Annotated in this window: 23 protein-coding genes and 1 tRNA gene; 4 read left to right on the top strand and 20 right to left on the bottom strand. The window is 71.3% G+C overall.

Going from position 1 to position 26,048, the window contains the following annotated elements; translation table 11 throughout:
- Both ABME01_RS12790 and prfB read right to left on the bottom strand, forming a co-directional pair.
- The gene (locus ABME01_RS12790) at positions 1-531 is read right to left on the bottom strand and encodes a flavodoxin domain-containing protein (RefSeq protein WP_353828854.1); all 531 of its coding nucleotides are present in this window, start codon (positions 529-531) and stop codon (positions 1-3) included.
- A gap of 121 nt (positions 532-652) precedes the next feature.
- Positions 653-1,762 carry a peptide chain release factor 2 gene (gene prfB, locus ABME01_RS12785; RefSeq protein WP_353828808.1) on the bottom strand — a complete coding sequence of 370 codons (1,110 nt, stop codon included), beginning with the start codon at positions 1,760-1,762 and terminating at the stop codon, positions 653-655.
- 162 nt (positions 1,763-1,924) lie between these two features.
- Between prfB and ABME01_RS12780 the strand changes: the two genes are divergently transcribed.
- Together ABME01_RS12780 and ABME01_RS12775 are read left to right on the top strand one after the other, a co-directional pair.
- Positions 1,925-3,121, top strand: a complete 1,197-nt coding sequence (locus tag ABME01_RS12780) for an FAD-dependent oxidoreductase (RefSeq protein ID WP_353828807.1) — start codon at positions 1,925-1,927, stop codon at positions 3,119-3,121.
- Between the two features lie 257 nt (positions 3,122-3,378).
- The gene (locus tag ABME01_RS12775) at positions 3,379-6,492 is read left to right on the top strand and encodes a M14 family metallopeptidase (RefSeq protein ID WP_353828806.1); all 3,114 of its coding nucleotides are present in this window, start codon (positions 3,379-3,381) and stop codon (positions 6,490-6,492) included.
- Between the two features lie 103 nt (positions 6,493-6,595).
- On the opposite strand, the gene ABME01_RS12770 is transcribed toward ABME01_RS12775, so the two are convergent.
- From ABME01_RS12770 to ABME01_RS12695, 16 genes are all read right to left on the bottom strand, one after another.
- Positions 6,596-7,384: a hypothetical protein gene (locus ABME01_RS12770; protein WP_353828805.1), complete on the bottom strand. Its 789-nt coding sequence runs from the start codon at positions 7,382-7,384 to the stop codon at positions 6,596-6,598.
- Complete coding sequence (locus ABME01_RS12765; protein ID WP_353828804.1) at positions 7,377-8,279, bottom strand: vWA domain-containing protein; 903 nt, start codon at positions 8,277-8,279, stop codon at positions 7,377-7,379. Before ABME01_RS12765 ends, ABME01_RS12770 begins: the two co-directional genes overlap by 8 nt.
- A gap of 93 nt (positions 8,280-8,372) precedes the next feature.
- Positions 8,373-8,816 (bottom strand): pilus assembly protein TadG-related protein, encoded by a 444-nt coding sequence (locus tag ABME01_RS12760; protein ID WP_353828803.1) that lies wholly within the window; start codon positions 8,814-8,816, stop codon positions 8,373-8,375.
- Positions 8,813-9,238 carry a hypothetical protein gene (locus ABME01_RS12755; RefSeq protein WP_353828802.1) on the bottom strand — a complete coding sequence of 142 codons (426 nt, stop codon included), beginning with the start codon at positions 9,236-9,238 and terminating at the stop codon, positions 8,813-8,815. The genes ABME01_RS12760 and ABME01_RS12755 overlap by 4 nt, the downstream gene beginning before the upstream one ends.
- Positions 9,239-9,275: 37 nt before the next feature.
- On the bottom strand, positions 9,276-9,626 hold the full coding sequence (locus ABME01_RS12750; protein ID WP_353828801.1) for a TadE/TadG family type IV pilus assembly protein: 351 nt from the start codon (positions 9,624-9,626) through the stop codon (positions 9,276-9,278).
- Between the two features lie 32 nt (positions 9,627-9,658).
- Positions 9,659-9,826: a hypothetical protein gene (locus ABME01_RS12745; RefSeq protein ID WP_353828800.1), complete on the bottom strand. Its 168-nt coding sequence runs from the start codon at positions 9,824-9,826 to the stop codon at positions 9,659-9,661.
- A 51-nt stretch (positions 9,827-9,877) separates the two neighbouring features.
- A complete protein-coding gene (locus ABME01_RS12740) occupies positions 9,878-10,726 on the bottom strand; it encodes a type II secretion system F family protein (protein WP_353828799.1) in 849 nt (282 codons plus the stop codon).
- Positions 10,727-10,813: 87 nt separating this feature from the next.
- The gene (locus ABME01_RS12735) at positions 10,814-11,689 is read right to left on the bottom strand and encodes a type II secretion system F family protein (RefSeq protein ID WP_353828798.1); all 876 of its coding nucleotides are present in this window, start codon (positions 11,687-11,689) and stop codon (positions 10,814-10,816) included.
- Positions 11,686-12,921, bottom strand: coding sequence for a TadA family conjugal transfer-associated ATPase (locus ABME01_RS12730; RefSeq protein WP_353828797.1), 1,236 nt, complete (start codon positions 12,919-12,921; stop codon positions 11,686-11,688). Before ABME01_RS12730 ends, ABME01_RS12735 begins: the two co-directional genes overlap by 4 nt.
- Positions 12,922-13,096: 175 nt before the next feature.
- A complete protein-coding gene (locus ABME01_RS12725; RefSeq protein WP_353828796.1) occupies positions 13,097-13,270 on the bottom strand; it encodes a hypothetical protein in 174 nt (57 codons plus the stop codon).
- Positions 13,271-13,390: 120 nt separating this feature from the next.
- Positions 13,391-14,095 carry a potassium channel family protein gene (locus ABME01_RS12720; RefSeq protein WP_353828795.1) on the bottom strand — a complete coding sequence of 235 codons (705 nt, stop codon included), beginning with the start codon at positions 14,093-14,095 and terminating at the stop codon, positions 13,391-13,393.
- 89 nt (positions 14,096-14,184) lie between these two features.
- Entirely contained in the window at positions 14,185-17,007 is a 2,823-nt protein-coding gene (locus ABME01_RS12715; RefSeq protein ID WP_353828794.1) for a M14 family metallopeptidase, read from the bottom strand.
- A gap of 139 nt (positions 17,008-17,146) precedes the next feature.
- Positions 17,147-18,097 carry a hypothetical protein gene (locus ABME01_RS12710; RefSeq protein ID WP_353828793.1) on the bottom strand — a complete coding sequence of 317 codons (951 nt, stop codon included), beginning with the start codon at positions 18,095-18,097 and terminating at the stop codon, positions 17,147-17,149.
- A gap of 59 nt (positions 18,098-18,156) precedes the next feature.
- Entirely contained in the window at positions 18,157-19,824 is a 1,668-nt protein-coding gene (locus tag ABME01_RS12705; RefSeq protein ID WP_353828792.1) for an FAD-dependent oxidoreductase, read from the bottom strand.
- Positions 19,821-22,061, bottom strand: a complete 2,241-nt coding sequence (locus tag ABME01_RS12700; RefSeq protein ID WP_353828791.1) for a PAS domain S-box protein — start codon at positions 22,059-22,061, stop codon at positions 19,821-19,823. Before ABME01_RS12700 ends, ABME01_RS12705 begins: the two co-directional genes overlap by 4 nt.
- Positions 22,062-22,196: 135 nt before the next feature.
- Complete coding sequence (locus ABME01_RS12695; protein ID WP_353828790.1) at positions 22,197-22,505, bottom strand: hypothetical protein; 309 nt, start codon at positions 22,503-22,505, stop codon at positions 22,197-22,199.
- 196 nt (positions 22,506-22,701) lie between these two features.
- Here ABME01_RS12695 and ABME01_RS12690 point away from each other — a divergent pair, with 196 nt between their 5' ends.
- Positions 22,702-23,379 carry a hypothetical protein gene (locus tag ABME01_RS12690; protein WP_353828789.1) on the top strand — a complete coding sequence of 226 codons (678 nt, stop codon included), beginning with the start codon at positions 22,702-22,704 and terminating at the stop codon, positions 23,377-23,379.
- Between the two features lie 66 nt (positions 23,380-23,445).
- On the opposite strand, the gene zwf is transcribed toward ABME01_RS12690, so the two are convergent.
- Complete coding sequence (gene zwf, locus ABME01_RS12685) at positions 23,446-24,849, bottom strand: glucose-6-phosphate dehydrogenase (RefSeq protein ID WP_353828788.1); 1,404 nt, start codon at positions 24,847-24,849, stop codon at positions 23,446-23,448.
- Positions 24,850-24,946: 97 nt separating this feature from the next.
- Between zwf and ABME01_RS12680 the strand changes: the two genes are divergently transcribed.
- Positions 24,947-25,028: transfer RNA gene (locus tag ABME01_RS12680), tRNA-Leu, on the top strand.
- 572 nt (positions 25,029-25,600) lie between these two features.
- Here ABME01_RS12680 and ABME01_RS12675 read toward each other — a convergent pair.
- Positions 25,601-25,858 (bottom strand): hypothetical protein, encoded by a 258-nt coding sequence (locus tag ABME01_RS12675; protein ID WP_353828787.1) that lies wholly within the window; start codon positions 25,856-25,858, stop codon positions 25,601-25,603.
- Positions 25,859-26,048 lie beyond the last annotated feature (190 nt).

The following is a 26,048-nucleotide window of genomic DNA, read 5'->3' as shown; positions in this document are numbered from 1 at the left end:
TCAGGCGGGCTGGGCGGCGAGGTCGGCGGCGACCATGCGGCCCCACGCGTCGATGGCGTCCCAGTCCCGGAAGTCGCCCGCCGGGAGCGCGTCGTTCTCGGGCATCCAGCTCACGATCCGGTCGCGCCCGCGCAGGTGCTCCGGATCGAGCGCGCCGAAGAACACCGTGTTCCCGCGCGGGTGGATGAGCTCGTCGAACTCGTCGAACTCCTTCGGCTGCGCGGCCGCGAGCACGTCATTGCCGTCGGCGTCGACGCGCGCGGTGCCGAGCGGTCCGCTTGAGAAGAGCCAGACCGGCCGTCCGGCGAGCAGGGCGTGGTTGCGGCGCACGAACTTCCGCGCCTCCGACCGCCACTTGCCGAGGTAGGCGGCGCTGCCGATGACGAAGGCATCGAAGCCCTCCGGGAACTCGACGTCGTCGCAGCGTTCGATGTCGACCTCGTGGTCGGCGTCGCGCAGCCGATCGGCGATGCGGTCCGCGATGCCGCGGGTCGCACCGTACTTGCTCGAATAGGCGACCAGGACGCGCATGGTGCTCACTCCCCCAGGGCGGGCCAGTCGGCGGGCCCACACCGGCGAGGCTAGGCGCGCGGAGCGCGGCGGCGGCGTGCCGAAGGTCCCCCGCGTCGCGGGCGCGGAGCGTCCAGGCGCCTCAGTCGTCGTGCTTCTGCTTGCGCCACTTGATGCCGGCGGCGATGAGGCCGTCGAGGTCGCCGTCGAACACCGTCGCCGGGTTGCCGACCTCGTAGCCGGTGCGCAGGTCCTTCACGAGCTGCTGCCCGTAGAGGAAGTAGGAGCGCATCTGGTCGCCCCAGCTCGCCGTGATGGTGCCCGCGAGCTCCTTCTTCTTGGCCGCCTCCTCCTCGCGCTTCAGCAGCAGCAGGCGGGTCTGGAGGACGCGCATCGCGGCGGCGCGGTTCTGGATCTGCGACTTCTCGTTCTGCATCGACACGACGATGCCGGTCGGGATGTGCGTGAGGCGCACGGCGGAGTCGGTGGTGTTGACCGACTGGCCGCCGGGGCCCGAGGAGCGGAACACGTCGACGCGGATGTCGTTCTCGGGGATGTCGACCTCCACGGCCTCCTCCATCACCGGGATGACCTCGACCGCGGCGAAGCTCGTCTGCCGCTTGTCGGCCGAGCCGAACGGGCTGATCCGCGCGAGGCGGTGCGTGCCGGCCTCGACCGACAGGGTGCCGTACGCATAGGGCACGTCGATCTCGAACGTCGCGGACTTGATGCCGGCGCCCTCCGCGTAGGAGGTGTCCATGACCTTGACGGGGTACTTGTGCCGCTCGGCCCAGCGCAGGTACATGCGCATGAGCATCTCGGCGAAGTCGGTGGCGTCGTCGCCGCCGGCGCCCGAGCGGATGGTGACCACGGCGCCCCGCGCGTCGTACTCGCCGTCGAGGAGGGTCTGCACCTCGAGGTCGCCGATCGTCCGCTGCAGTGCCGCGAGCTCGACCCGGGCCTCCTCGGCGGACTCCTCGTCGTCGGCCTCGCGCGCGAGCTCGATGAGCACCTCGAGGTCGTCGAGGCGCTGCTCGACGCCGGTGATGCGGGTGAGCTCCGACTGCCGGTGGCTGAGCGCGCTCGTCACCTTCTGCGCCTGCTCGGGGTCGTCCCAGAGGTCGGGGGCGCCGGCCTGCTCGCTGAGCTCGGCGATCCGGGCTCGGAGGGCGTCGACGTCGACGACGGCGCTGATGTCGCGGAAGGTGGTGCGCAGGGCCGCGATCTCCTGCGAGAGGTCAAGATCCAACATGGCCCGTCCAGCCTAGTGTGCCGGGGCGGAGGCGGCCTGCGCGGTGCGGTCTCGCGATCCCCGTCACCGGCCGCGCCGCCGCGCGACGGAGGACCCGCCGAGGGCGCGGGCGGAGCGCTAGCGTCGGCACCGAGGCGGCGACGGTCGCGGTCGGAACGGGGCATGATGCGGGCAGCGATCGTCGGAGCCGGCATCTCGGGGCTGCTGTGCGCACGGCAGCTCGCGCTCGCGGGCTGGGAGGTCGACGTGCTCGAGCGGGCGGCCGGGCCGCGTGCGGACGGATACATGATGGACTTCTTCGGCCCGGGCTACGACGCCGCCGAGCGCACCGGGGTGATGCCGCGGCTGCGCGAGCTCGCCTACCGGATCGGGGCGGTCGAGTACGTCGACGCCGAGTCGGGGCGGCGCACGGCGAGCATCGACTACGGCGCGTTCGCGACGGCGCTCGACGGGCGCCTGCTCAGCCTCATGCGTCCCGACCTCGAGCTTGCCCTGCTCGATGCGATCGGTGACGCGCCCGAGGGCGCGGTGCGCCTCCACTACGGCGTGCGGTTCGACGGGGGCGATGCGGCGCCCCTGGGCCCTGACGCCGAGGCGCTGCTCGAGGGGGCCGACGTCGTCATCGGTGCCGACGGCGTGCATTCGAGCGTGCGCGAGTCGCTGTTCGGCGACGAGGCGCCGTTCGTGCGCGATCTCGGGCTGCGTGCGGCCGCGTACGTCATCGAGGGGGCGCCCGAGCTGCACGCGCGCTTCGACGGCCGGTTCGTGCTCACCGACACGATCGACCGGCAGGCGGGGGTGTACGGGTTGCGCGACGGCCGGGTCGCGGCCTTCCTCGCCTACCGCGACGGCGCGGACCGCGAGGCACCCGCCGACGAGGATGCGCCGACTCGCCTGCGCCGGGTGTTCGGCGGCCTCTGGGAGCCGATCGACGAGCTGCTCGATCGGTGCCCCCCGCACCCGTACGACGACGTCGTCGCGCAGGTCGTGCTCCCGCGCTGGCATCGGGACCGCACGGTGCTCGCGGGCGACGCCTGCCAGGCGGTGTCGCTGCTCGCCGGACAGGGCGCCTCCATGGCGGTCGCGGGCGCGGAGCTGCTGACCGACCTGCTCGGACCGTGCACGGATGCCGCGGCGGTCGGGTCCGCGATGGGCGAGTACGAGCGGCGCTGGCGACCGGTCGTCGAGGAGAAGCAGGCCGCGGGGCGCCGCGCCGCCGGCACGTTCCTGCCGCCCGACCGTCGTCGGCTGCTGATGCGCCGATGGGCGCTGCGTGCCGCACGACTGCCGATCGTGGACACGCTCGTGATGCGCTCCATCGCGGGCGGCACCGGGCTGAGGGGACCGAGCAAGCCCTGAGCGGCCGTCGGATCGGCCGGCGTCGCCGGACACCCCCACCGCTCGCCCGGATCCGCAGGTCCGCGCACGAATCCGTCGCAGACCTTCCGCCCCGCGGCCGTTTCGATGATTCCTCGCGAAACCTCTTGACACGGCTCCGGGCCGCGCAGCACCCTGTCGCGTAGGGTCTGCGAACGCCAGAAGCGTGACGAACCGGTAGGCAACGACGAGGTCGCCACCACTCCCCTCTGGCCGGGCATCAGACCGGAGGGGTCGTCATGACAGGAAATCGCTCCACCCGAACCCGAATCGCCCTCGGTACCGCGGCCGTCGCGGTCCTCGCCGCGATGCTGAGTCCCCTCGGCGCGAACGCCGCCGAGGACGACGTGGGTGAACTCGACATGTACACCGCGAAGGTCAGCGCGGAGGAGGCGGCCGACATGGCTGCATCCGGGCTCGACATCGCCGCGAGCAAGGCGTCCGGACGCGGGGTCGAGCTGCAGCTCATCCTGTCGGAGGACGAGGCGAAGGGGCTCGCCAAGCGCGGCGTCGACGTCAAGCTCACGAAGGGAAAGAACGGCAAGTCGGCGAAGCAGACGGCCCAGGAGCAGGCCGCGTCCGGCTACGACGTCTGGCGCTCGTACGACGAGCCCGGCGGATTCCGCGACCAGATGTACCAGCTCGCCAAGGACAACCCGCAGCTGGTCAAGCTCGTCGTCCTCGGGCACACCTATGAGGGCCGCGAGATCATCGCGCTGAAGCTCACGCAGGGTGCGAAGGGCCAGAAGGACGGCTCCCGTCCTGCGGTGCTCTACAGCTCGACCCAGCACGCGCGCGAGTGGATCGCCGGTGAGACCAACCGGCGCCTGCTCAACTGGTACATCGACGAGTGGCGGGCCAACGACAAGGAGGTCAAGGACCTCCTGAAGTCCACCGAACTCTGGTTCCTCCTCATCGCCAACCCCGACGGCTACCAGTACACGTTCGACACCGAGCGGCTGTGGCGGAAGAACCTGCGCGACAACGACGGGAACGGCATCATCACCCGCGGTGACGGCGTCGACCCGAACCGCAACTACCCGGAGCACTTCGGGTACGACGAGGAGGGCTCGTCGTCGCAGATGGCGAGCGAGACCTACCGCGGCCCGTCGCCGGCCTCCGAGCCGGAGACCCAGGCGATGATGGCGCTGTTCGACCGGGCGCACCCGGAGTTCCAGGTCAACTTCCACTCGTTCGGCGAGTGGCTGCTGTACCCGGAGGGGTGGCAGATCGCCACGCCGAGCGGTGACGACCCGATCTACTACGCGCTCTCGGGCAACCTCGACAACCCGTCGATCGACAACTTCGAGCCGGGCCTGTCCTCCGACGTGCTGTACGTGACGAACGGTGAGACCACCGACTTCGCGCACGTGTCGCACGGGACGCTGGCCTGGACGCCGGAGCTCAGCGACGGCGGCAGCGGCGGCGGGTTCGTCTTCCCCGACGACGAGGCGCTGGTGCAGGAGGAGTTCGAGCGGATCCTGCCGTTCACGACGGACGTCGCGAAGTCGGCGAAGGACCCGGCGAACCCGGTGTCGCACCTCGGCATCACGACGGAGCCCTTCTACCTGCAGAGCGACGACGACTACAAGGTCGGGCTCCCGCAGTCGAACTTCACGTTCGAGTACTCCTACGGCGACCCGCAGGAGGTGCGCGTCCTCGCGAAGCGCTCCCTGGGCGACGTCACCGTGAAGTACTCGATCAACGGCGGCACCGCGCAGAGCGCGTCGACGTCGGAGTGGGACGGCGGCGACCGCTACGGCGGCGCGACCGACGTCTACTACCACGTGATGAGCGGCATGGTGACGGGCACCGATCCCGGTGACTCGGTCGAGGTCTGGTTCGAGGGCGGCGGCGAGGTGAGCGACTCGTTCACCTACGAGGCCGTCTCCGAGTCGGGTGCCGACGTGCTGGTGCTCGCGGCCGAGGACTACACGGGCGCATCGCCCGGCATCGGCGGGACCGAGCCGGCGTACCTCGAGTACTACACCGACGCGCTCGACGCGAACGGCGCGAGCTACGACGTCTACGACGTCGACGCCCGCGGCCGCGTGGCGGCGGACGCGCTCGGCGTGCTCTCGCACTTCGACGCCGTGGTCTGGTACACCGGCGACGACATCGTGACCCGTGAGCTCGGCTGGGGCGGCGGCAACGCGTCGCGCCTGGCGATGGACGAGCTCCTGAACGTCCGCGACTTCATGAACGAGGGCGGCCGGGTGCTCTACACGGGCGACTGGGCGGGCAGCCAGTACACGCCGAACGTCGGCACGCAGTACTTCGACCCGACGTCGGCGAACGAGGAGTGCCGCGCCGATCCGGCCGTGCTGGTTCGATGCAAGGCGCTGTTCGGCTCGGGTGACGCGACGAACGACGTGCTGCAGTACTGGCTCGGCGCCTACGTGGCGGTCGACTCGGCCGGTCTCGACGACAGCGGCGACGTGCTCGACGCCCTCGGCGTGGACGTGCCGCTCGACGGCCTCAGCTGGGGCTTCAACGGCGCGGACAGTGCGCAGAACCAGTTCCACACGAACTCGTTCATCACGACGAGCGGCGTGCTGCCGGTGGCGGACTACCCGCAGTTCGAGAGCTGGGTCTCGGCCCGCTGGGACCGCGCAGGCGGTCCGTTCGAGCCGCACACGGGTGACTACTACCTGTACTCGCAGCTCGGCGACGTGTCGTACAAGCAGGTCATGCGCACGATCGACGTGCCGGCCGGCGGCGCGACCCTGTCGTTCTGGACGTCGTACGACACCGAGGCGGACTGGGACTACATGTTCGTCGAGGCGCACACGCCGGGCCAGGACGACTGGACGACGCTGCCCGACGCGAACGGGCACACGTCGACGGACACCGGTGACAGCTGCCCGGCCGGCTGGAACGAACTGCACCCGCAGGTCGACCACTACCAGACGTTCATCGACGAGAACACCTGCGACTCGACCGGGTCGACGGGCTCGTGGAACGCGGCGTCCGGCAACTCCGGTGGATGGCAGCAGTGGGAGGTCGACCTCGGCGCATGGGCCGGCGGCCAGGTCGAGGTCTCGATGTCCTACGCCAGCGACTGGGCGACGCAGGGCCTGGGCGTGTTCTTCGACGACGTCGAGGTCTCCACGGGCGAGGGCACGACCTCGTTCGAGACGGAGGACCTCGGCGGGTGGGAGATCACCGGGCCGCCTGAGGGCAGCTCGCCCAACCCGAACAACTTCATCCGCACCACGGCGGGCGGGTTCCCGGAGGCCGCGGTCGTGGCCACGCCGGGCTCGCTCTACGCGGGCTTCGGGTTCGAGGGCATCACGGATGCCGCGACCCGGGCCGACTGGATGGAGGCCGCGTTGAGCCACCTGCTGGACTGACGCGCACTCCCGTTCGGGACACCGACACGGAGCGGCCGGCGACCTTCGGGTCGTCGGCCGCTCCGGCGTTCGAGGCGCATTCCGGCATCCGGAGCGACACGGCTCAGCGGGCGCCGACCGGCTCCCAGGCGGATCCGGCCTCGTTGAGGCGGTATCCGTTGACGACGTCGCCGGGTCGATACGACTCGACCGGCTCCCAGGCCGTCGCATCCTCGTTCAGCCGGTGCCCGTTGACGATGTCGCCGGGCCGATGCGACGTCGCCGCAGTCGTCACGGTGTCGTCGGGGCGAACGGGCCGCGGCGCCGAGGCCGGCGCGCGGGCCGGGGCCGGGGCGCCGCTGAACCCGAGCATGGCGGGCAGGCCGAACGATCCGGTGCGCTTCGCGAGCGTCACGCCCTCGCATGAGAGTTCGGCGCGCACCTCGACGGTGCCGGTCCGCACGTCGGCGACCTCGCCCTTCCGGAACGCGATCACCGCGCCGTCGACCTTCGTGTCGATCTCGACGGCCATGCCGATGCTCGTGATCGGCACCTCGTCGACCGTGACGTCGACGGATGGCTCGTACTTCCACTTGACCGTGTGGGTGGCCAGGGGCACGACGGTCTCGCCGTCCGGATGCTCGGTCGACCACTTCTTCGCCTCGACGATCGCGCGGTGGCGATCCCAGGCGTGGGCGATGACGTCGGTCACGTCGAGGTCGAGCAGTCCGTCCGCGACCTTGCCCACCTCGCCGGCGAGGTAGTCCTTGCCCGCCACGGCCATGCGGGTGACGACCGTCGCGACCGCTCCCCCGACGTCGCGGTCGGCGGCGATCTTCGCGACCTCGGGTTGCACCGAGGCGTGCCCCGGTTCCAGCACGAGGCTCCGGACGGTCACGCGTGCGCTATCCATGGTCCTCTCCTTCCACGATGCGGGATTCCCAGCGCCCCGGGCGCACCTCGAGGTGCACGGCGGGAGTCTCGGCGTCGTCGTCGCGCGCCGGTTGCGGCGTGAGGCCGCGGCCGAGGTTCCCGGCGATCCGGACCCGGCTGGCGACGAGGCGGCGCTGGTTCCACGGGGCTGACGGCCGCGCGATGGCCCAGATCACGATGCCGGCGCCGACGGCCAGGGCGGCGAGGAACGCGACGGTCGGGACGGGGTTGGGCTGTTGGTCGGGGACGGCGACGTCGAAGGCGGCGATGAGCGACTCCTCGTCGTCGGCGTCGAAGTACTGGCCGCCGGTCACCTCGGATACGCAGCGCAGGTCGTCGGGCGGGTCACCGCCGAACCCGTACCCGACCGTGTTCACCCTGATCTCGAGCCCCTGCGCGATCAGGTCGGTCGCGACCTCGCACGGCGTCGGCGTGCATTCGGCGAACCCGTCGGTCAGCAGCACGATGGTGCCGGATCCGTTCGGCAGGTCCGCCGCGGCGGCGCGCAACGACGCCCCGGTCGGCGTTCCGGTCGTCGCTTGGAGCTGGGTCACGATCGACTCGAGCTCCGAGCGGTCACCCGTCGCGGGTGCGACGACGGCGAACAGGGGGTCCTCGCAGGTTCCCGAGTAGGCGCGCAGCCCCACGGCCCGATCCTCCGGGACGCTTCCGAGTTGCGTGAGGAGGGCGCCCTTGGCCTGGTCGAGCGGCGGACCCAGCATCGACCCGGAGACATCGATGAGGAACACGATGCCGTCGGAGGGTTCGTTCGCACTGGCGCTCTGGCCGACTCCCACGAGCCCCAGGGCACCGAGGGCGGCCCCGATCAGGAGCCTCCGGACGACGGACATCTCGATCACCACCTCGTCGAGCATTCCTCACCTACGGTGGTGATCGTACGCGCACCCGACAACAGGGATCACCCTGAGATCGCCTCGGACGTCGCGTCGCGTCGCGTGGCCGGTCGGTCAGTGGAAGACCGAGCGCGCGTCGGCCGTGACCTCGATCGGGACGCTCACCGGGATGAACTCGGTCGAGATCGGCGCGTGCCAGATCGTGCGCAGGGTGATGGTCGCACTGCGTCCATCGGCCGATGCGGCCTGCAGCAGCTCGACGCCGCCGCGCGTCGACGCCGCCGCGAGGTAGTCGACGGCGGCTGATCTCACGGATTCGTCGTCGAGCCCGAGCACGAGGGCGTCGCCATCGAGCCGCACATCCTCCAGGCGCCATGCTTCGGCGGCCGCGAGCGCGGTGCCGTCGGCGAGCGTGTACAGGCGCTTGCGCTCGAGGTAGAGCGAGGTCGCCGAGACGACGACGAGCACGAGAACGAGGGCGAGCGTTCCGTAGGCGATCGTGAGGAGCAGGGTCGAGCCGGACTCGTCGTCCACGAGCCGGCCGTCGCGCGGCCTCACGAGGTCCTCGCGAATCGCGACACCGTCTGCGTCGCCTCCGACGCGACGTGCACGGTCCCGATGCCCGCCGAGGCGATGAGCTGCGGCACGAGCGGCAGCGCGACCTCGACCTCGACCCGGACGGTGACGCGCGTGCCCGGCACGTCGCATGCCGCGTCGCAGTCGATGGCGATGGCGATCGCGTCCTCGTCGATCCCGTAGTCCGCGAGCGTGACACGCGCTGCGCGCGCGACGGAGTCGATCGAGGCGCCGTCCGTCGTCTGCACCGACACCCGGGCGGCCTGCCGTGCCGCACCCTCGACCCCGAGCGAGGCGGATTGGATGGCGCCCACCGCGAGCACGAGGTACACCAGCGGGACGAGCATGATCATCCCGACGGTCAGGAACTCGAGCGATGCCGACCCGCGTTCGTCATCCGGCACCCGGCCGAGCCGCGGATCATCCCGAGCGCACCTCCGGTCAATCGAGGGATTCGATGACCGCACGGCCGGTCACCTCCAGTCCCCGTGGCGGGCCGATGAGTCCGACCACGGGGAGCGTGGTGCGCACGGTGACCGCGATCGCCGGCACGCCCTCCACCGTCGTCGCCTCCGCTGAGATGTCGCTCGTACTCGCAGCGGGGACCGCCGAGCGGATCAGGGCTGCGGTTCGCTCGACGCCCGATGCGGCCGACGACCCCGCGAGTGCGGCATACCGGGCACCCTCCGCCGCCGCGTCGAGGACGGTGTTGCGCACGTGCAGTGCAAGGGCGAGCTGCACGACCGCGAGGAGCAGCGCGGTGAGCAGGACGCCGACGAGCGAGAACTCCACGACGGCGGAGCCCCGCTCGTCGGGGAGTCGTCTCAGAAGCCGACGACGCGATCGATCGCCTGCTCGAACACCCCGGAGAGGGCGGGTCCAGCCAGCCCCCACAGGACGATCACGAGCCCGGCGGTCATGAGCGTGATGAGCACCCACCCCGGCACGTCCCCCCGTTCGTCGGCGAAGCGTCGGGCGATCCAGCGCGGCATGCGAAGTCCTTTCGTCGGTCGGTGCGGAACCCCCGTCCGCGCGGCACGCCATCAGAACCCGGCCTGCAGTACGAGGTAGCCCGGGAACAGCGCGAAGGCGATGGTCACGGGAAGGATGAGGAAGACCAGCGGGACGAGCATCGCGATCTCCTTTCGACCGGCGAGCTCGATGAGGTGGCGCTTCGCCTCGCCCCGTGCGTCGCCCGCCTGCGCCCGCAGTACTCCGGCGAGCGGGGTCCCGCGGTCGAGTGCGGCGATGACCTGGTCGAGGGCTCGCGTGAGGGCGGGATGCCGGAGCCCGTCGCGCACCTCCGCGAGCGCGGCGCCGAGTGGCACGCCGGTGCCGACCGACGCCACGACGCCGGCGAACTCGCCTGCGAGTTCACCCGATCCGGTTCGGGCCACCCGCTTGATGGCGTCGAGCGTGCCTTCGCCTGCCGCGAGGCAGAGGGTGAGGAACTCGAGCACGGTCGGCAGTTCGTCCGAGATCCGCGCCAGCCGGCGCCGCGCGGCGCGCTGCAGCATCCAGTCGAGCGTGACGGCGCCGATGGCGGCACCGACGAGCGGCGAGGCGGTGCGAAGCAGGGCGGGCGCGTCGATCATCGACGGCGCGAGCAGTGCGAGCGCCGTCCCGGATGCGAAGCCGACCCCGGACCAGACGAGCTGTCGGCCGCGGAACCGCTCGACCGTGCCCTCCGCTCCGGCCTGGCGCAGGCGCCGCGCGACGAGGTCGTTCCCGCCGAGGACCGCGTTCAGGAGGCCGCGGGCGAGTCGGGCGGCCGGGGCGACGAGGGACTCCGAGCACGGAACCGGGGTCGCCCGCGGCGCGGGCGCGCATCGCGCGCGCCTCGGCCGAGACGTCCGCCACGTATGGCGCGACCCGGTCCACGAGACGGGCACGACCGATCCTGGGCACGGACGCGACGACGAGCCACAGCCCGACGCCGAGGACCATCCCGATGCTGATCCCGACCAGCGGTAGGGCGTTCAGCTGAACCATCGTCGCTCCTCGGGCAGTCGTCCGAGTCCGACCATCATCCGATACGCGAGCACCGTGACGATCACGCCCGAGACGATGAGCGCGGTCCCGACCGGTGAGTCGTAGGCCTCGAGCGTCTCGGGCCTCGTGGCGAGCAGGCACAGCACGACCCACGGCGCCGCGACGCCGAGCATGGCGGCGTTCCGGATCCACGACTGCCGGGCGACCACCTCCGCGCGCAGCGCCGCGTCTTCGCGGAGCGCGGCGGCGAGTCCACCGAGCACGGCGGTGAGGTCGCTGCCACCGACGTCGCGCGACATCCGAAGCGTCTCGAGGATGCGGTCGGCGACCGGGTCGGCCAGGCGCGCCTTGAGCGCGTCGACCTCGGAACCGAAGTCGCCGCTGCGTCGGAACGCGTCGTCGAATCCGGCGAAGGCCGGTCGTGTGACCGCCGGACCGAGGTCGCCCAACGCGCCGATCGCATCGGGCAGGTTCCTGCCGGCACGCACGCTCGCGACGAGGTGGTCGACGGTCTCGGGCCAGACCGCGCGGTTGGCCGCCCGTCGCCGCGTCGCCCGGGTCCGCACGAGGATCGGGAGCACGAGGGCGCCGAGCACCGCCGCGATCATGGTGAGCGCGGCGATGCCGAAGACCACCTGAGCCAGCGCGGCGACGATCGCCGCGAGCGTGAGGGCCACGACGACGATGGCGCCGATCGGCGCGGCACCGAGTCCGGCGAGCGCGAGCTCGTCGCGGACCAGGTGGCCGACCCGCCGACGACCATGGTCGCCGTTCCCCTCCGCCGCCGGTGCCGCGGGCCACAGCCAGGGCGAGGCCGCGAGCAGGAGCCCGACGCCGAGCACGGCGCCGAGGGCGAGGCTCACGCGGCGGCCCCGAGCACGATCGCCGGATCGAGGCCTGCCGCGTCGAACTTCTCGAGCCGCACCGGCTGTTCCGACGTGCGAGCGAGCCGGTCGGCGGCCCGATCGAAGCGGAACAGCGTGCGCGACTCCACGGCGGCGCCGCGGACCTCACCGGTGGTCACCGCGATCTCGGCGACGCGACGCCGGCCGTTCCGCTCCATGCCGAGGTGCACGACGACGTCCAGGCACGAGGCGACCGTCGGCACGACGAACGCGCCGTCGATGTTGCGCCCGGCGAGCAGCGGCAGGGTGCAGAGCTTCGTGAGCGCATCGGCGGCGGAGTTCGCGTGGATCGTGCACATGCCCGGGATCCCGGAGTTCATCGCGATCAGCAGGTCGAGGCTCTCGGCCTCCCGCACCTCGCCGACGACGAGGCGGTCCGGTCGCATCCGCAGCGCCTCCTTCACGAGGCGGCGCAGCGTGATCTCGCCACTGCCCTCGAGGTTCGGTTGACGGCACTGCATCGCGACGAGGTCGCGGACGTCGACGTCGAGTTCGAACGTCTCCTCGACCGTGACGACTCGCTCGCCGGGACGCGACGCCGCGAGCAACGCGTTCAGGAGCGTCGTCTTGCCGCTGTGCGTGGGACCGGAGACCAGGACGTTCGCACCCGCGAGCACCGCCATCCGCAGGAACTCCCCCGCTTCCCGGGACAGCGACCCGAGCTCGACGAGCCGCGGGAGCGACCGGATGCGCTGCTGGAACTTGCGGATGTTCACTGCCCAATGGGCGCGCGTGACGTCGGGGATCGCGACGTGCAGGCGCGAGCCGTCGCGCAGCGACGCATCCACGAACGGGGAGGAGAGGTCGACCCGGCGACCCGAATGCTGCAGCATCCGCTCGACGAGGTCGCGCACCTCGCGGTCGGACAGCACGAGGGTCGTCAGCTCCGCGACGCCGTCCCGCGCGATGAAGACGCGGGTCGGCGAGTTGATCCAGATCTCCTCGACGCTCGGGTCGTCGAGGAACGGCTGCAGCGGACCGTACCCGGTGAGCGAGGCGACGACGTCGCGCGCCGTGCCCGTCTCGTCGGCGAGCGGGGCGTGTGCGCCCGCGAGCGCACGCTCGGCGTAGCGGCGGACTTCCTCGTCGGCGAGGCGCGCGGCGAGCACCTCGTCTCGAGCGAGGTCGACGCCCTCACGAAGCACCCGGCCCCGAACGCGGTCGGCGATCGTGCGCACGGGGTCGGCCATGCCCACCATCTTGGAGACGCGACCGCCGGAGTCGGTGGAATTATCCACACGATCCGGCGGTCGCCCCTGCGGCGACGGCGAACGTCGGCATTTCCGCAGCCGGCCCGTTCCCGCGCACAGGACGACGCCCCCGTCCGTGGGCTTGGTGCGGGGGCGTCGTGGTCAGCGCGTCTGGTCAGCCGTGGCAGGCCTCGGCGAACTTCCCGAGGTGGCCGTTGGCCGGCGTCATGTGGCCGGCGTGGGCGATGCCCGAATTGCAGACCGCGTCGGGCAGGGCCGTCGCCGGGGCGGCCCCCACCGCTCCGACCAGTCCTGCAGCGACGACGAGCGTGATCAGTGCCTTCTTCATCTTCTCGGTTCCCCTTCGATCCGATCGACAGAATGCTTCCAAGTTCGGACTATAGAGGCTGTCTAGCAAAACCGTGGGGCTTCCCAGCGAACTCACATCCGCGCCACGGGCGGCGCGCAGTCAGGCGCGCTGCCGCAACTCCTCGCGCAGTTCCCGGATCTCGGCGGTCAGCTGGTCGACGTGGGCCTTCGTGGCGACCTGGTCGGCTTCGGCGTTCTCGCTCACGCGCTCGACGATCCACGATGCGAGCGTGCCCGTCACGACACCGATGAGCGCGATGCCGCCGACCATCACGCCGACGGCGACCAGCTGCCCGGTCGGGGTCACGGGGAAGTAGTCGCCGTAGCCGACCGTCGTGATCGTCACGAACGCCCACCACAGGCCCTCGCCGAACGTCTGGATCGATCCGCCGTTCCCCCGCTCGGCGTCGAGAACCGCGAGGGCGGCGACGTACACCAGCATCGCCGAGGCCCCGGCGGCGTAGAGGATCACCTTGCCGCGCAGCATCGCACCGGCCGTGCGGCCGAGCACGACGACGATCGTCGCGACGCGCAGGATCCGCAGCGGTCGGAGCATCGGCAGCACCACGACGGCCAGGTCGAGCAGGTGCCGCACGAACCAGCGCCGGCGGTCGTCCGCGAGCGCGAGGTTCACGATGTAGTCCACGGCGAAGAGCGCCCAGGTCCCCCAGATGACCGCCTCGGCGAGCAGGGCGTCCGGGCCCTGCAGGTCGGCGATCACCTCCCACGAGAACGCCACGAGGAACAGGATCGCGGCACCGAACAGGGGCCACTCGACGAGCTTCTGCCAGGAGGTCTGGGACATCCGTCCACCCTAGGAAGCGCGGATCACGGTTCGATCACGCGCGACCTCCCCGTCGCGACGCGAGCGTCGCGGCGGGGAGGTCGCCCGGGTCACTGCGTGGCGATGCCGATGCGCTCCTGGTTCGCGCCGCCGCGACCGGGCTTGTAGTTGCGCTCGATGTTGCCCGACTCGTCGACGGCGAACCACTTGATGGTCGTCGTCGAGTCGATGAGGATCGCCTCGCCACCCTCGCGGATGCCGGCCGACTCGTACACCGGCGAGGAGTACGTCGGGTTCGATCCGTCGAGGGTGTAGTGGATGGTGACCGGCTCGCTCGCGTCGAAGCCGACCATGACCGGCCCGGCGTACGGGCTCGTCCCGGGCTGTACGAGCCACGACCGCGGCTTGGTCCGGTCGTCCGTCCAGTCCTTCGCGACCTGGTACAGCTCGACGACGCCGTTCGAGAACTCCATCATCTGCTCGTACGCCTCGCTCCACTCCGGCTGGAACGAGGTGCCGACCTCGAAGTTCCAGGCGTAGATGTCGTGCGCGTACCAGAGCTGGTCGCCCGAGTTCCCGGCGGCCGAGTAGAGCACGTCGGCGATCGGCCCGGTGCGGGCGGGCGTCACGCTGAGCCCGCGCCACTCCTTGATCGCCCCGAGGATGCGCTCGGACGACGCGTAGAAGTACTGCTCGGTCCCGAAGCTCGGGCGCGGCAGCGTGACCCGCCCGTCGGCGATGTACGCGCCCGGCGACCACATGAAGTAGTTGCCCGAGCTGTGGATGTTCATGGCGAACTTGATGTTGTCGAACTCGCTCGCGACCCAGTCGAGGTTCCGCGTCTCCGGCTCCGACTGCTCGAACGGCCCGGCGAACACCGCCGAGGTGCACGAGGTCGACGCGCCGTCGTACCCGTCGAAGATCGACCCCACCGTCTGGTTGCGGTTGTTGTCGACGCCCCACTGGTTGCGGGCGTTGAAGTCGTTCGCGTCGCCCGCCCCGCAGTAGTTGGTCATGTTCTTCCGCTGGAAGGCGGAGTCGTAGTAGCTGTACAGCGCCCCGTCGGGGTTCACCGTGGGCACGATGAAGATGTCGAGGTTGTCGACGAGGCGACGCGTCGCGGCATCCGTCTGGTAGTTCTGCAGCATCCGGTACGCCGTCTCGATGTTCACCAGCGGCGTCTGCCACTCGCGCGCGTGCTCCTGCGAATAGGTGAGCACGCCGGTCTTCGACCCGTCGCGGTGCTTGCCGATGCGAAGGGCCTTGACCTGGAACGGCTCGCGCGGGGTGGTCTCGGGCGCGCCGAGCCCATCGGCGAGCGACTCGGGCCCGGCCGCGACGACGAAGCCGCCGCCGGCGTTGCCGCGGTAGGTGCTCGCCTCCACGAGCAGGGACGCTGCGCTGCTGGCGTTGATCGCCGCGACGACCTGGACCGCGGTCGAGGTGAGGACCCCCGACGCGTTCGTCGCCAGCGACACCAGGATGGCGTCGCCCGTGACCGACACGCTCAGCGGCGAGTTCGCCTGGCCGGGATCGGCGTACTCGATCGTGAGGTCGTTGCCGCCCTCGTGCCCCCACGCCAGCGAGGTCAGCACGACGCGCTGCGAGGCTGCGCCCCCCGAGAGGTGCATCGCCGCACGGCGGTATCCGTTCGTCTCGTACGGCAGGTCGATGACGTCCGTCAGCTCGGGGAACTCGGCGTGCATCTGCTCGATGATCTCCATGAGCTCGTGCGCGTCGGGATAGTGGTCGAGGAACCCGGACTCGTAGCCGCGTCCCGGCGGGGCGGCGGGAGCGCTGCCCGGCTCGGTGTCAGCGAGCCACTCGGTCACCTCGGCCTCGGCGGAACCGCCTTCGGAGCTCGTGACCCGCACCTGCGTGGGCGGGGGCAGGGCGGGAAGCACGGCGAGCGTGCTCGATGCGGGCAGGCCGGTCCGGATGATCGCGCCGTCGTCCAGCGAGATCATGGCGGACGGGATGGTGATCGACGGGTCGCTGCCGGTCATGGTGAACGGGGCGCTCCCGTTGTTGTTCGCGACGACCACGGCGACCGCGCCGGCGGCCTGGGCGTTCGCGACCTTCACCGTGAAGGCGCAGGACCCGCGGTCGACGAGGGCGATGTTCCCGGGCGTGAATCCGACGAGCGGGCCGCACCCGAGCGTCGGCGAGCCGCTGCCGTCGTCGACGAGTTCGACCGCACCGGCGATGCCGGTCTCGTCGACCGGTGCACCGAAGGCGGATGGCACGGCTGTGTACCGGCCGGCCGCCGCGCCGCTCGTGATCGTGAGGGCCGCCGAGTTGTTCAGCTCGACCTGGAGGCGGTGGTAGAGGTAGACGCCTGCGTCGACGAAGGCGTCGAGCTGCGCGCTCCCGCCGTCGCCGATGGCGGTGCCCGGCCCCGCATCCCATTCGACCGTGAGGTCGGCGGCGTCCTCGAGGCTCGACTTGGCCTCCACGGAGAGGAACTCGGTGTCGCCGGTCGACGTGAAGTAGTCGGCCCGCGCGATGACGACCTCGTCGGTCGTCAGGAGCCCGGCATCGGCCTCAGCGGCCTCGGCGGCCTCGATGGCGGCGTCGCGCTCGGCCATCCGCGCCTCGCGCGTCGCCTCGATCTCGGCCTCGGTCGCCTCGACCGCGACGTCGACGCCCATCGCCTCGAGCTCGGCGATCTCGGCGTTCGAGACGATGCCCGTCACGGTGAACCCGTCGGCGCTGCGCGAGACGTCGTGATCGAGGTCGAACCCGCCGCTCACGACCGCTCCGAGCAGGTCGCCGTCGGCCATCGTGAGCGTGACGATCGACACGGCGTCGGGATCGACGACCTCGCCGGGCGGCGGCTCGGCATGCGCGCCCGCCGCGGTGAGCGAGGCACCGAGGGCGAGGGCCGTCGAGAGGCCGATGACGGCGAGGCGGCGGATCGAGGAACGAGACATCGCGGAGTCCATCCCGGTGCGCGACCCGGACGCCCGCCGTTGGGCGCTCCCCCGACGCACCTACCGCCCACGATGGCGACTGACGGCGCCCGGCTCCATCCCCCGAATGGGGGCCATTTTCGCAGCCACGGATCCTCGATCAGCGCTCGCGCACGTCGCTCGCGTCGACCGCCTCCGCGGCACGCAGTGCGGCGCGCGACCGGTCGGCCTCGACCCGGGCAGCCTCGAGGGCCCGCGTCGCCGAGCGCACCTCGCGTTCCGCGGGACGCAGTTCGGCGCGGATCTCCGCCATGCGCCCGTCGAGCTCGTCACGCTCCCGCTCGAGCGCCTGCACGCGCTCGAGGGCGGATCCGTGGCGCGCGGATGCCTCGGCGAGCGCCCGCTCGTCGCCCTCCACGCGGTCGCGAGCCCGATCGAGTGCGTCCGAGCGCCGTGCTCGCTCGCGCCGCGCGGCGTCTCCCGACCCGTCGGCAGCCTCCCCCGGCGCGAGACCGCCCGGCGCCGTCGCCCCGGTCGCCCCATCCGCGGCCCCCGCTCGCGTCGCGGCGCGCCGACGCCCGAGCCGGCGCGGCGGACCCGGCTCGCCGCCGGCGACCGCCCCCGCCAGGTCGACCTCGACGCCGACGGCGCGCAAGGCGCGGACCAGCCGACCACTGGCGACGGCCGCCCCGGCGTCCGACGAGACGCTGGCCGCGACGAGCGTCTGCTCGACCTCGTCGATCACGGCTCGCGACGGGGCCCGGTCGGCGGCGTCCGCGACGCCGGCGGCGAGGCGCAGCAGGTCGCCGAGCAGCTCGCGCCGCTCGGCCGCGAGCGCCGTCAGGGTGCGGCCGTCGCCGGCGGCCTGGGCCTCGGCGAGCTCCCCGCCGAGGCCGACGAGGTCGCCGACGCGTTCGGGCTCGTCGCGCGCCAGCCGGTTCACGATCCACGCCGATGGCGACGGTCGGCGCAGCGCGGCGATCGCAGTCGCGAGCACCCGGTCGCCCCGACCCCGCGCGTCGGCGACGCGGGCGTTGCGCGCCGCCGTGAACTCCTCGGGCACGAGCGCGTAGAGCGCGTCGGCCGCGGCGCCGAGCCCGTCCTCCGCCATGAGCCCATCATGGACCGCGGGCGGGACGGCGGCGAGGACCGGTGCGCGGCCGTCCCGGGTCAGACCGTCTCGAGGTACTTGTGCACGAGGCTCACCGCGACCGATCCCTGCCCCACCGCCGAGGCGACGCGTCGCATGACGTCGTGCCGCACGTCGCCGGCGGCGAAGATCCCGGGCACGCTCGCCTCCTGCGGGAACGGGTCGCGCTTGGGCATCCAGCCGCGCGGGCGGCGGCCGTCCTGCATGAGGTCCTGGCCGGTCAGCACGAACCCGTGGTCGTCGAGCTCGACGAGGTCGCGCACGAGCTCGGTGCCGGGCACCGCCCCGATGAACACGAACATCGCGTCGGCCGGCAGCTCCTCCTCGCCGCCAGTGGCCATGTCGGCCACCGTGATCGACTCGAGGTGGTCCTCACCGGAGAGCGCCACGACCCGCCGGTGGGGTTGCACCGTGATGTTCGGCGCGGCCTCGATCTGGTCGATGAGGTAGCGCGACATCGACGACTCGAGCCCGTCGCCGCGCACCAGGATCGTGACCTCCGCCGCGTACCGCGAGAGGAACATGGCGCCCTGCCCTGCGGAGTTCGCGCCGCCGACGACGGCGACCCGGCTGCCCGCGTACGCGACCGCCTCGGACGCCGCGGCGCCGTAGTAGACGGATGCCCCGAGCAGCCGCTCCTCGCCCGGCACGCCGAGCGTGCGCGCCGACACCCCGGTTGCGAGCACCAGAGCACGGCAGCGCAGCTCGCTCCCGTCGTCGAGGGTGACGATCTTGTACGAGTCCTCCAGCCGGATGCCGGTGACCGACTGCGGGCTGAGGATCTCCGCGCCGAGCCGTCGGGCCTGCGTCACCGCCCGTCGCGCGAGATCGGCGCCGCTGATGCCGTTCGGGAAGCCGAGGTAGTTCTCGATCCGCGAGCTCGTGCCCGCCTGACCGCCGGGCACCTCGCGTTCGACGACCGCGGTGCGCAGCCCCTCGGAGGCGCCGTAGACGGCCGCCGCGAGCCCGGCCGGCCCCGCGCCGACGATCACGAGGTCGTAGAACGGCTGCTGCGCGGGGGCACGCAGCCCGAGCCGCTCGGCGAGCTCGTGCAGGTCGGGGCTGAACAGGATGGTGCCGTCCGGGAGGAACACCACGGGCAGCTGCCGCACGCCGCTGTGCGACGCCTCGACGAGTTCGCGCGCGCCCTCGTTCTTCTCGATGTCGAGCCACTGGTACGGGATCTGGCTCCGGGCGAGGAAGTCCTTCACGACATGCGTCGTGGGCGACCAGAGGGTTCCCGCGATGCGCACGCCCTCGTACATCGGCGGCGTCGAGGCACGCCAGTCGTCGAGCAGGTCGTCGATGACCGGGTAGAGGCGCTCCTCCGGCGGGTCCCACGGCTTCAGGAGGTAGTAGTCGAGGTCGAGCGCGTTGATGCTCTTGATCGCGGCGCTCGTGTCGGCGTAGGCGGTGAGGAGCGCGCGCTTGGCCTCGGGCACGAGCTTCAGCGCCTGCTCGAGGAACTCGGTCCCCGTCATCCCCGGCATCCGCTGGTCGACGATGAACAGCGCCACGGTGCTTCCGCGGGTGACCAGCTGCTGCACCGCCTCGAGCCCCTCGTGTCCGGACGGCGCCTTCACGACGCGGTAGTCGTCGCGGTAGCGCGCCTGCAGGTCGCGCGCGATCGCGTTGAGCACCTGGGGCTCGTCGTCGACGGTCATGATCACGGGCTTCGCCACAGTCATCCCTCCACGTGGCCGTCGTCGGGCTGGGCGTCGATCGGCAGCCGCACCGTGAAGCGGGTGCGCCCGGGCTCCGAGTCGACGGTCATCAGGCCGTGGTGCTTCTTCACGATGATGTTGCGTGAGATCGGGAGCCCGAGCCCGGTGCCCTCGCCGACCGGCTTCGTCGTGAAGAACGGATCGAAGAGCACCTTCAGGTTCTCGGGCGGGATCCCCGCCCCGTCGTCCTCGACCTGGACCTCGACGTCGTCGCCGTCGCGATGCACGCGGATGAGCAGGGTGCCGGCTCCGCCCATCGCGTCGATCGCGTTGTCGATCAGGTTGGTCCAGACCTGGTTGAGCTCGCTCGCGTACGCCTGGATCGTTGGGAGGTCGTCGTCGTACTCGCGGAGGACGGTGACCCCGCCCTTCAGCTTGTTGTGCAGGATGATGAGCGTGTTGTCGAGTCCGCGGCGCACGTCGACGTCCTGCACCGGCATCTGGTCCATGTACGTGTAGGTCTTCAGCGCCTTCACGAGTTCGACGATCCGGGTCGTGCCGACCGTGACCTCGGCGAGCAGCGTGTAGATCAGGAACTTCAGGCCGAGCCACTCGGCGATCACCGCCGTCTGCTCGCCCTCGAAGGTGTCGGCGAGCCGCTCGAGGTCGGCGAGCGAGAGCCCGAGGCTCACCATCGCGGGCGCGAGCTCGCCGGGATCGGGCACACCGTGCTCGTGGAGCCAGTCCTCGACCTCGGACTCGCGGTCACTGCGCTCGAGCACCCCCATTTCGGCCGGTTCCTCGGCCCTCGCAGCCGCCAGCCGGTCGAGCTCGCGCAGGTGCTCGAGCTTCGAGCCGTACAGGCCGAGCCGGCCGAGCTGGAGCTGCGCCTCCTGCAGCTTGGCGAACACCGCCGACGCCTGCGCGGCACCGCGCTGCGCGGCCGAGGCGGGGTTGTTCAGCTCGTGCGCCATCCCGGCGCTCAGCTTGCCGAGCGAGGCCATCTTCTCCTGCAGCACGAGCTGGTCCTGCATCTGCCCGATCTGCGCGAGCGTGTGCTCGAGCACCTCGTTCTTGCCGCGCAGCTCGTCGGTGCGCTCGCGGAGCCGCTGCTCGCTCTCGCGCAGCGCCTCCTCGGCGGCCTTGCGCTCGCCGATGTCACGGAGGATGCCGGTGTAGTAGCGGTCCTCGTGCACGGTCCAGGTCGACAGCGACAGCTCGATCGGGATCTGCTCGCCCGACTTCGTGATCGCCGAGAGCTCGACGGTCGTGCCGATCACGTGGGCCTCGCCCGTCTCGGTGTACCGCTTGATCCCGGCGCGGTGCAGGTCCTTGAACTCGTCCGGGATCACGAGCTCGAGCTGCTGTCCGACCGCCTCCTCCTCGGTGTGACCGAGGATGCGCGTGGCCGCCGAGTTCCACGAGACGATCTTCCCGGTGTGGTCGGCCGAGATGATCGCGTCGATCGCCGATTCGGTGACGGAGCGGAACTTCTGCTCGGCCTGCTTGCGCTCGCTGATGTCGCGGATGATGCCGGTGTAGTAGCGGTCCTCGTCGAGGAACCAGGTGGCCAGCGACAGCTCGATCGGGAACTCGGACCCGTCCGCGCGGATGGCGGCGAGCTCGACCGTCGAGCCGATGACGTGGGTCTCGCCGCCCGTGCTCACCCGGTGGATGCCGGTGCGATGCAGCTCGCGGAAGCGTTCGGGGATCACGAGCTCGAGCCGCTGGCCGATCGCGTCGGCCTCGGTGTGGCCGAACAGGGCCGTGGCCGCGCTGTTCCAGCTGCGGATGATCCCCTCGGAGTCGGCGGAGATGATCGCGTCGATCGCCGACTCCATGACCGAGCGGAACTTCGCCTCGGATTCGCGCAGCGCCATCCTGACCTTCGACACGGTGACCTGCCGCTCGATCCGGGCGAGCACCTCTCGGGGGTCGAACGGCCGGCCGATCAGGTCGTCGCCGACCTCGAGGCCGCGGATCCGGGTCTCGACGTCGGCGTCTGCGGCCATGAAGATCAGCGGCAGGTCGTGCGCTTCAGCGGCGCGCTGCAGCGCGGAGGCCACCTCGAACGCGTCCGCGTGGTGGAGGGCGGCGTCCAGGACGATGAGGTCGGGCCCGCCGGCGAGCGCGGCGTGCGCGTGCTCGAGGTCGCCCTCCGCGGTCACGACCGTGTACCGGTCCTCCTCGAGGATGCCGCTGAGGTCGGCGATCGCGCCGGCGTCGTCGGAGATCACGAGGATCGAGCCGAGCTGGGCCACGGAGGCCTCCTCCCCGTCGTCCGCGTCGCCGCGCGTGTTCCCGTTAACCTATCGAGGCGGGTGCGCCGCAGACTGTCCCCCGTATGAGGGCTGGCACGAGCGTGTCGGAGACGCCGCGCGGCCGCATCACCGTCGTCAGCCCGACGCGGTGGCGAACACCGCGATCAGGATGACGACCTGCGCGACCAGCACGAACGCGCCGAGGATGATCGCGGTCATCGAGAGCCATCCGGGGCCGGTCGCCGGGTCGTCCCGGTACTGCCGGCGCCCGAGGATGCCGAGGCCGACCGCGGCGGCCGCCACGGGGAGCGCCCACCACGCCGGGAGGGCGAAGGCGAGCACTGCGAGGCCGATGCCGATGATGGCGGCGAGCGAGGGCCTGCGGGTCGGCGTGTCGTCGGGCACGCCGCGTCCGGATCCCTGGCCGCCGAATCGTCCGCTCACGTGATGCCTCCCGTCGCCGCGCCTCGTCGGACGCATCCCCAGTCAATCGCACCGGCCGCCGGTCCGCAGGCCGACCCCCGCATTCGGGTGGCACCGGCGCGGCACGCCCGCGCGTCGCGTCGCGCCCGACCGGACCGCCTCGCTACGTTCGGACTCGAGACACGGCGTGGGGGGCGACGAGAAACGGAGCGAATGCATGACCGGACCCGAACGAGCACCCTCCCCCGACGGACCGGCGGCGGACGCGATCCGTTCCGACGCCGTGGACGAACTCGTGGAGCGGATCGTCGCCGAGGAGACGGCCGAGCTGCGGCGCGGATTCGACGCCGGGGCGGAGTTCGCGGTCACCCGGGCCGCCGCCACGCGCGACGGCATGCTGCACCGGCTGGAGTGCGCGTCGATCGAGGCGCACCTCGACCGCCGCTCGAAGTGGACCGACCCGCATCGTCGGCGGCTGGCCGCCGACCCGGGGTACCGGATGCCGCTGCCCGCGCTGATCACCCGCACGGCCGCGCGGAACCTCTCGGGCGTCCGGTCGTGCAAGCTGTGCTGGCCCAATGCGAGCGGCACCGAACCGCGCCCGCTGCGTCACCTCTCGGCGCGCAGCCTCGGGCCGCAGCACGTCGGCCACGTGCTCGCCCGTGAGGACGGAGCGCCGCTCGGCACGATCGTGCGGTGGGGTGCGCGGACCGGGACCGACCTGTTCGGGGTCGTGCACGACGAGATCGAGGTCGTCACCTCGACGGGCCTCGTCACGGTCGCGCCCGACGAGCAGCTCACGATCTGGGACCTCCCGACCGACGAGGAGACGATCCGCCGGAAGGCGCAGCTCATGCAGCGCTTCGCCTCCGGCGACGTGTCGCCGATCCACTGAGCGCGGACGCATCCTCGCGCCCGCACGGCGTCGTGACCGTCGTCCGGGCCGGGCCGTGCCGACGGATCAGCCGACCCAGGGGCCGCGCCATCCGCCCCGGCCCTCGAGCAGTCCGTCGGCCGCCGCAGGCCCCCACGTCGCGGGCTCGTACTCGTGCAGCTCGGGCGGCGCGTCGAGCAGCGGCTGGACCACGCGCCACTCGGCATCGATGGTCTCCTGCGTCGCGAACCGCATCGTCCCGCCCGAGAGGGCGGCCTCGAACAGCACCTCGTAGGGCGTCGGCTCCTCGCCGGGGGGCGCCTCGAAGCCGACGTCGAGCTCCGCGAGCTCGGGATGCGTGGCCGAGACCTGCTGCGCGGCGAGCACCACGCGCACGCCGAGGTCCGGGCCGAGGCGGACGACGACCTCGTTCGGCGGCACGCCGTCGCCCCGCAGGCCGAACCCGAGCGACGGCGCGTCGCGGAAGACCACCCGCACCTCGGTCTGGGTCGCGTGCAGCCGCTTGCCCGTCCGGATGAAGAACGGCACGCCCGACCAGCGCTCGTTCTCGATCCGCAGCTCGAGGGCCGCGTACGTCTCCGTGGTCGAATCCGCCGCGACGCCGTCGACGTCGCGGTAGCCCCGGTACTGTCCGCGCACCGCCCGCGCGGGGTCGGCGGGCGCGATCGATCGCAGCAGCGCCGTGCGCATGTGCGTGATCGTCTCGAGCTCGCCGTAGGTCGGCGCCTCCATCGCGGTCGCCGCGACCACCTGGAGCAGGTGGTTCACGACCACGTCGCGCACCGCGCCCACCGGGTCGTAGAAGTGCCCGCGGTCGGAGACGCCGAAGGCCTCCGTCATCGAGATCTGCACGTGGTCGACGAAGTTCCGGTTCCACACCGGCTCGAGGATCGTGTTCGCGAACCGCAGGAACGGGATCTCCTCGAGCCCGACCTTGCCGAGGTAGTGGTCCACGCGCAGCAGCTGCGACTCGTCGACGACCGAGTGCAGTTCGTCGGCGAGCGCCTTCGCCGAGGCGAGGTCGTGCCCGAACGGCTTCTCGATGACGAAGCGGGCATCGTCCGCCATCCCCGCCCCGGCCACGCCCTTCACGACCGTGGCGAAGAGGTTCGGCGGCGTCTCGAGGTAGAACACCGGATGCCGCGCCCGACCGATCGCGTCGCGCACGCGGTCGTACGTGCCGGCGTCGCCGAAGTCGCCGTGCACGTACGTCAGCCGATCGGCGAGGCGCCGGAAGATCGGATCGTCGATCGCCTCGCCGGCGGCTTCGATGCTCTGCCGCGCACGTTGGACCAGGTGGTCCTTCGTCCAGTCCTCGAATGCGACGCCCACGATCGGGAGGTCGAGCCGTTCGCGCCGTTCGAGGCGGTACAGCGAGTGGAAGGTCTTCACCCGGGCCAGGTCGCCGGTGATGCCGAAGATCACCAGGATGTCGCCGCGCACCGGTTCCTCAGTCGTCGGATCCCCCATGCCCCGCAGTCTCGCGGACGCCCGCCGTCGCCGACAAGAGCCCGACGGCGCCCGGCCCGGACGGCCTCGCCCCGCCGCCTAGACTGAACGGGCACTCGCGGGAGTGGTGAAATCGGCAGACACGCAGGATTTAGGTTCCTGTGCCTTCGGGCGTGTGGGTTCAAGTCCCACCTTCCGCACTGGACTGGACCGGATACTTGAGGCGCGACCTGTCGCCTCCGGAAAACAGACTGATGGTCCCCGGGAAGGCACTCGGTCGACCAATCAGTCGTCAACGTCATCTGGACTCTGGCCAGGGTTCGATGCTCGCGCACCCGATCCGCCGAAACTCAATCCGCGGATCGGACTCGATTCGTCTCCCATCGGTTGCAGATGAGGAGTCTGCACGAGACGCGATACCCGGGCGAGTCAAACGACACACACTGTGATTGTTGGCGCTAAATGGCGGCGTTCTGTTATCGGTAAGTGGCGCGAAGAGCCCCGTGCACACGACCCGGGGGCGAGCTGGGTCGCGGCATGGCCACTGGTGGGTCAGAGGATCGGGTCCACCGGAAACTACAGGTCGTCAGGCCCGCGATGCGCCCATACTGCAATCACGATCAGCACAACTTCGAAGATCGAGGCAACCAAGACTGTTGCCCATGCCGCCGATTGCCCTGACAGCGCCCCGCCAACTGCGACTAGCAGTATGAAAGAGCCAATAGCGAGATTGATCTTCGAACCACGCCGAGAGAACGGGCCACCCAACCGGCTATGCATTGATCACGACGATTACGACGAGCAGCGCAACGAGACCCAGCCCCCAAGCAATGAAGATGCTCGCCCCCACGACTGCAAGCACCGAGATTGCTCGCGACTCAGGAATACGAAGTGAAGCCGTGACCCGAGCCGCAATCTGGGCGCGACGGGCAATGACGTACGACGCCACGGCGAACGCGAACGCGGCCAACCCGGCTAGAACGATGGCCTTTTCCGGCGTGAACTCCCACAGGCTGCCACTCGTCACCATCTACCAACCTCAAAGGTTCCACCGACCATCGCGCTACAACCACCTCCGACGCCAAACTGATAGCCATTACCACCTGACAAGCCCAACGTTGGGGTCTGCTGCACGAGTAGGTGACAGGTTGTAGTCAAGCCGCCAGTGCGGCGGGCGTGTTCATGATGACCTCGAACTCGATCGGGGTCAAACGGCCGAG

The organism is Agromyces litoreus, from assembly GCF_040496015.1.
GTDB classification, from domain to species: domain Bacteria; phylum Actinomycetota; class Actinomycetes; order Actinomycetales; family Microbacteriaceae; genus Agromyces; species Agromyces litoreus.
Note: the sequence above shows the minus strand (reverse complement) of the source record. Positions and strands in the feature narration are given on the sequence as shown.

What these genes read in the sequence shown, in the direction of transcription:
- ABME01_RS12790 (WP_353828854.1), bottom strand. Translation starts at nt 531, where the DNA reads ATGCGCGTCCTGGTCGCCTATTCGAGCAAGTACGGTGCGACCCGCGGC.
- prfB (WP_353828808.1), bottom strand. Translation starts at nt 1,762, where the DNA reads ATGTTGGATCTTGACCTCTCGCAGGAGATCGCGGCCCTGCGCACCACC.
- ABME01_RS12780 (WP_353828807.1), top strand. Translation starts at nt 1,925, where the DNA reads ATGATGCGGGCAGCGATCGTCGGAGCCGGCATCTCGGGGCTGCTGTGC.
- ABME01_RS12775 (WP_353828806.1), top strand. Translation starts at nt 3,379, where the DNA reads ATGACAGGAAATCGCTCCACCCGAACCCGAATCGCCCTCGGTACCGCG.
- ABME01_RS12770 (WP_353828805.1), bottom strand. Translation starts at nt 7,384, where the DNA reads ATGGATAGCGCACGCGTGACCGTCCGGAGCCTCGTGCTGGAACCGGGG.
- ABME01_RS12765 (WP_353828804.1), bottom strand. Translation starts at nt 8,279, where the DNA reads ATGCTCGACGAGGTGGTGATCGAGATGTCCGTCGTCCGGAGGCTCCTG.
- ABME01_RS12745 (WP_353828800.1), bottom strand. Translation starts at nt 9,826, where the DNA reads ATGCCGCGCTGGATCGCCCGACGCTTCGCCGACGAACGGGGGGACGTG.
- ABME01_RS12730 (WP_353828797.1), bottom strand. Translation starts at nt 12,921, where the DNA reads ATGGCCGACCCCGTGCGCACGATCGCCGACCGCGTTCGGGGCCGGGTG.
- ABME01_RS12725 (WP_353828796.1), bottom strand. Translation starts at nt 13,270, where the DNA reads ATGAAGAAGGCACTGATCACGCTCGTCGTCGCTGCAGGACTGGTCGGA.
- ABME01_RS12720 (WP_353828795.1), bottom strand. Translation starts at nt 14,095, where the DNA reads ATGTCCCAGACCTCCTGGCAGAAGCTCGTCGAGTGGCCCCTGTTCGGT.
- ABME01_RS12715 (WP_353828794.1), bottom strand. Translation starts at nt 17,007, where the DNA reads ATGTCTCGTTCCTCGATCCGCCGCCTCGCCGTCATCGGCCTCTCGACG.
- ABME01_RS12710 (WP_353828793.1), bottom strand. Translation starts at nt 18,097, where the DNA reads ATGGCGGAGGACGGGCTCGGCGCCGCGGCCGACGCGCTCTACGCGCTC.
- ABME01_RS12705 (WP_353828792.1), bottom strand. Translation starts at nt 19,824, where the DNA reads ATGACTGTGGCGAAGCCCGTGATCATGACCGTCGACGACGAGCCCCAG.
- ABME01_RS12690 (WP_353828789.1), top strand. Translation starts at nt 22,702, where the DNA reads ATGACCGGACCCGAACGAGCACCCTCCCCCGACGGACCGGCGGCGGAC.
- zwf (WP_353828788.1), bottom strand. Translation starts at nt 24,849, where the DNA reads ATGGGGGATCCGACGACTGAGGAACCGGTGCGCGGCGACATCCTGGTG.
- ABME01_RS12675 (WP_353828787.1), bottom strand. Translation starts at nt 25,858, where the DNA reads ATGGTGACGAGTGGCAGCCTGTGGGAGTTCACGCCGGAAAAGGCCATC.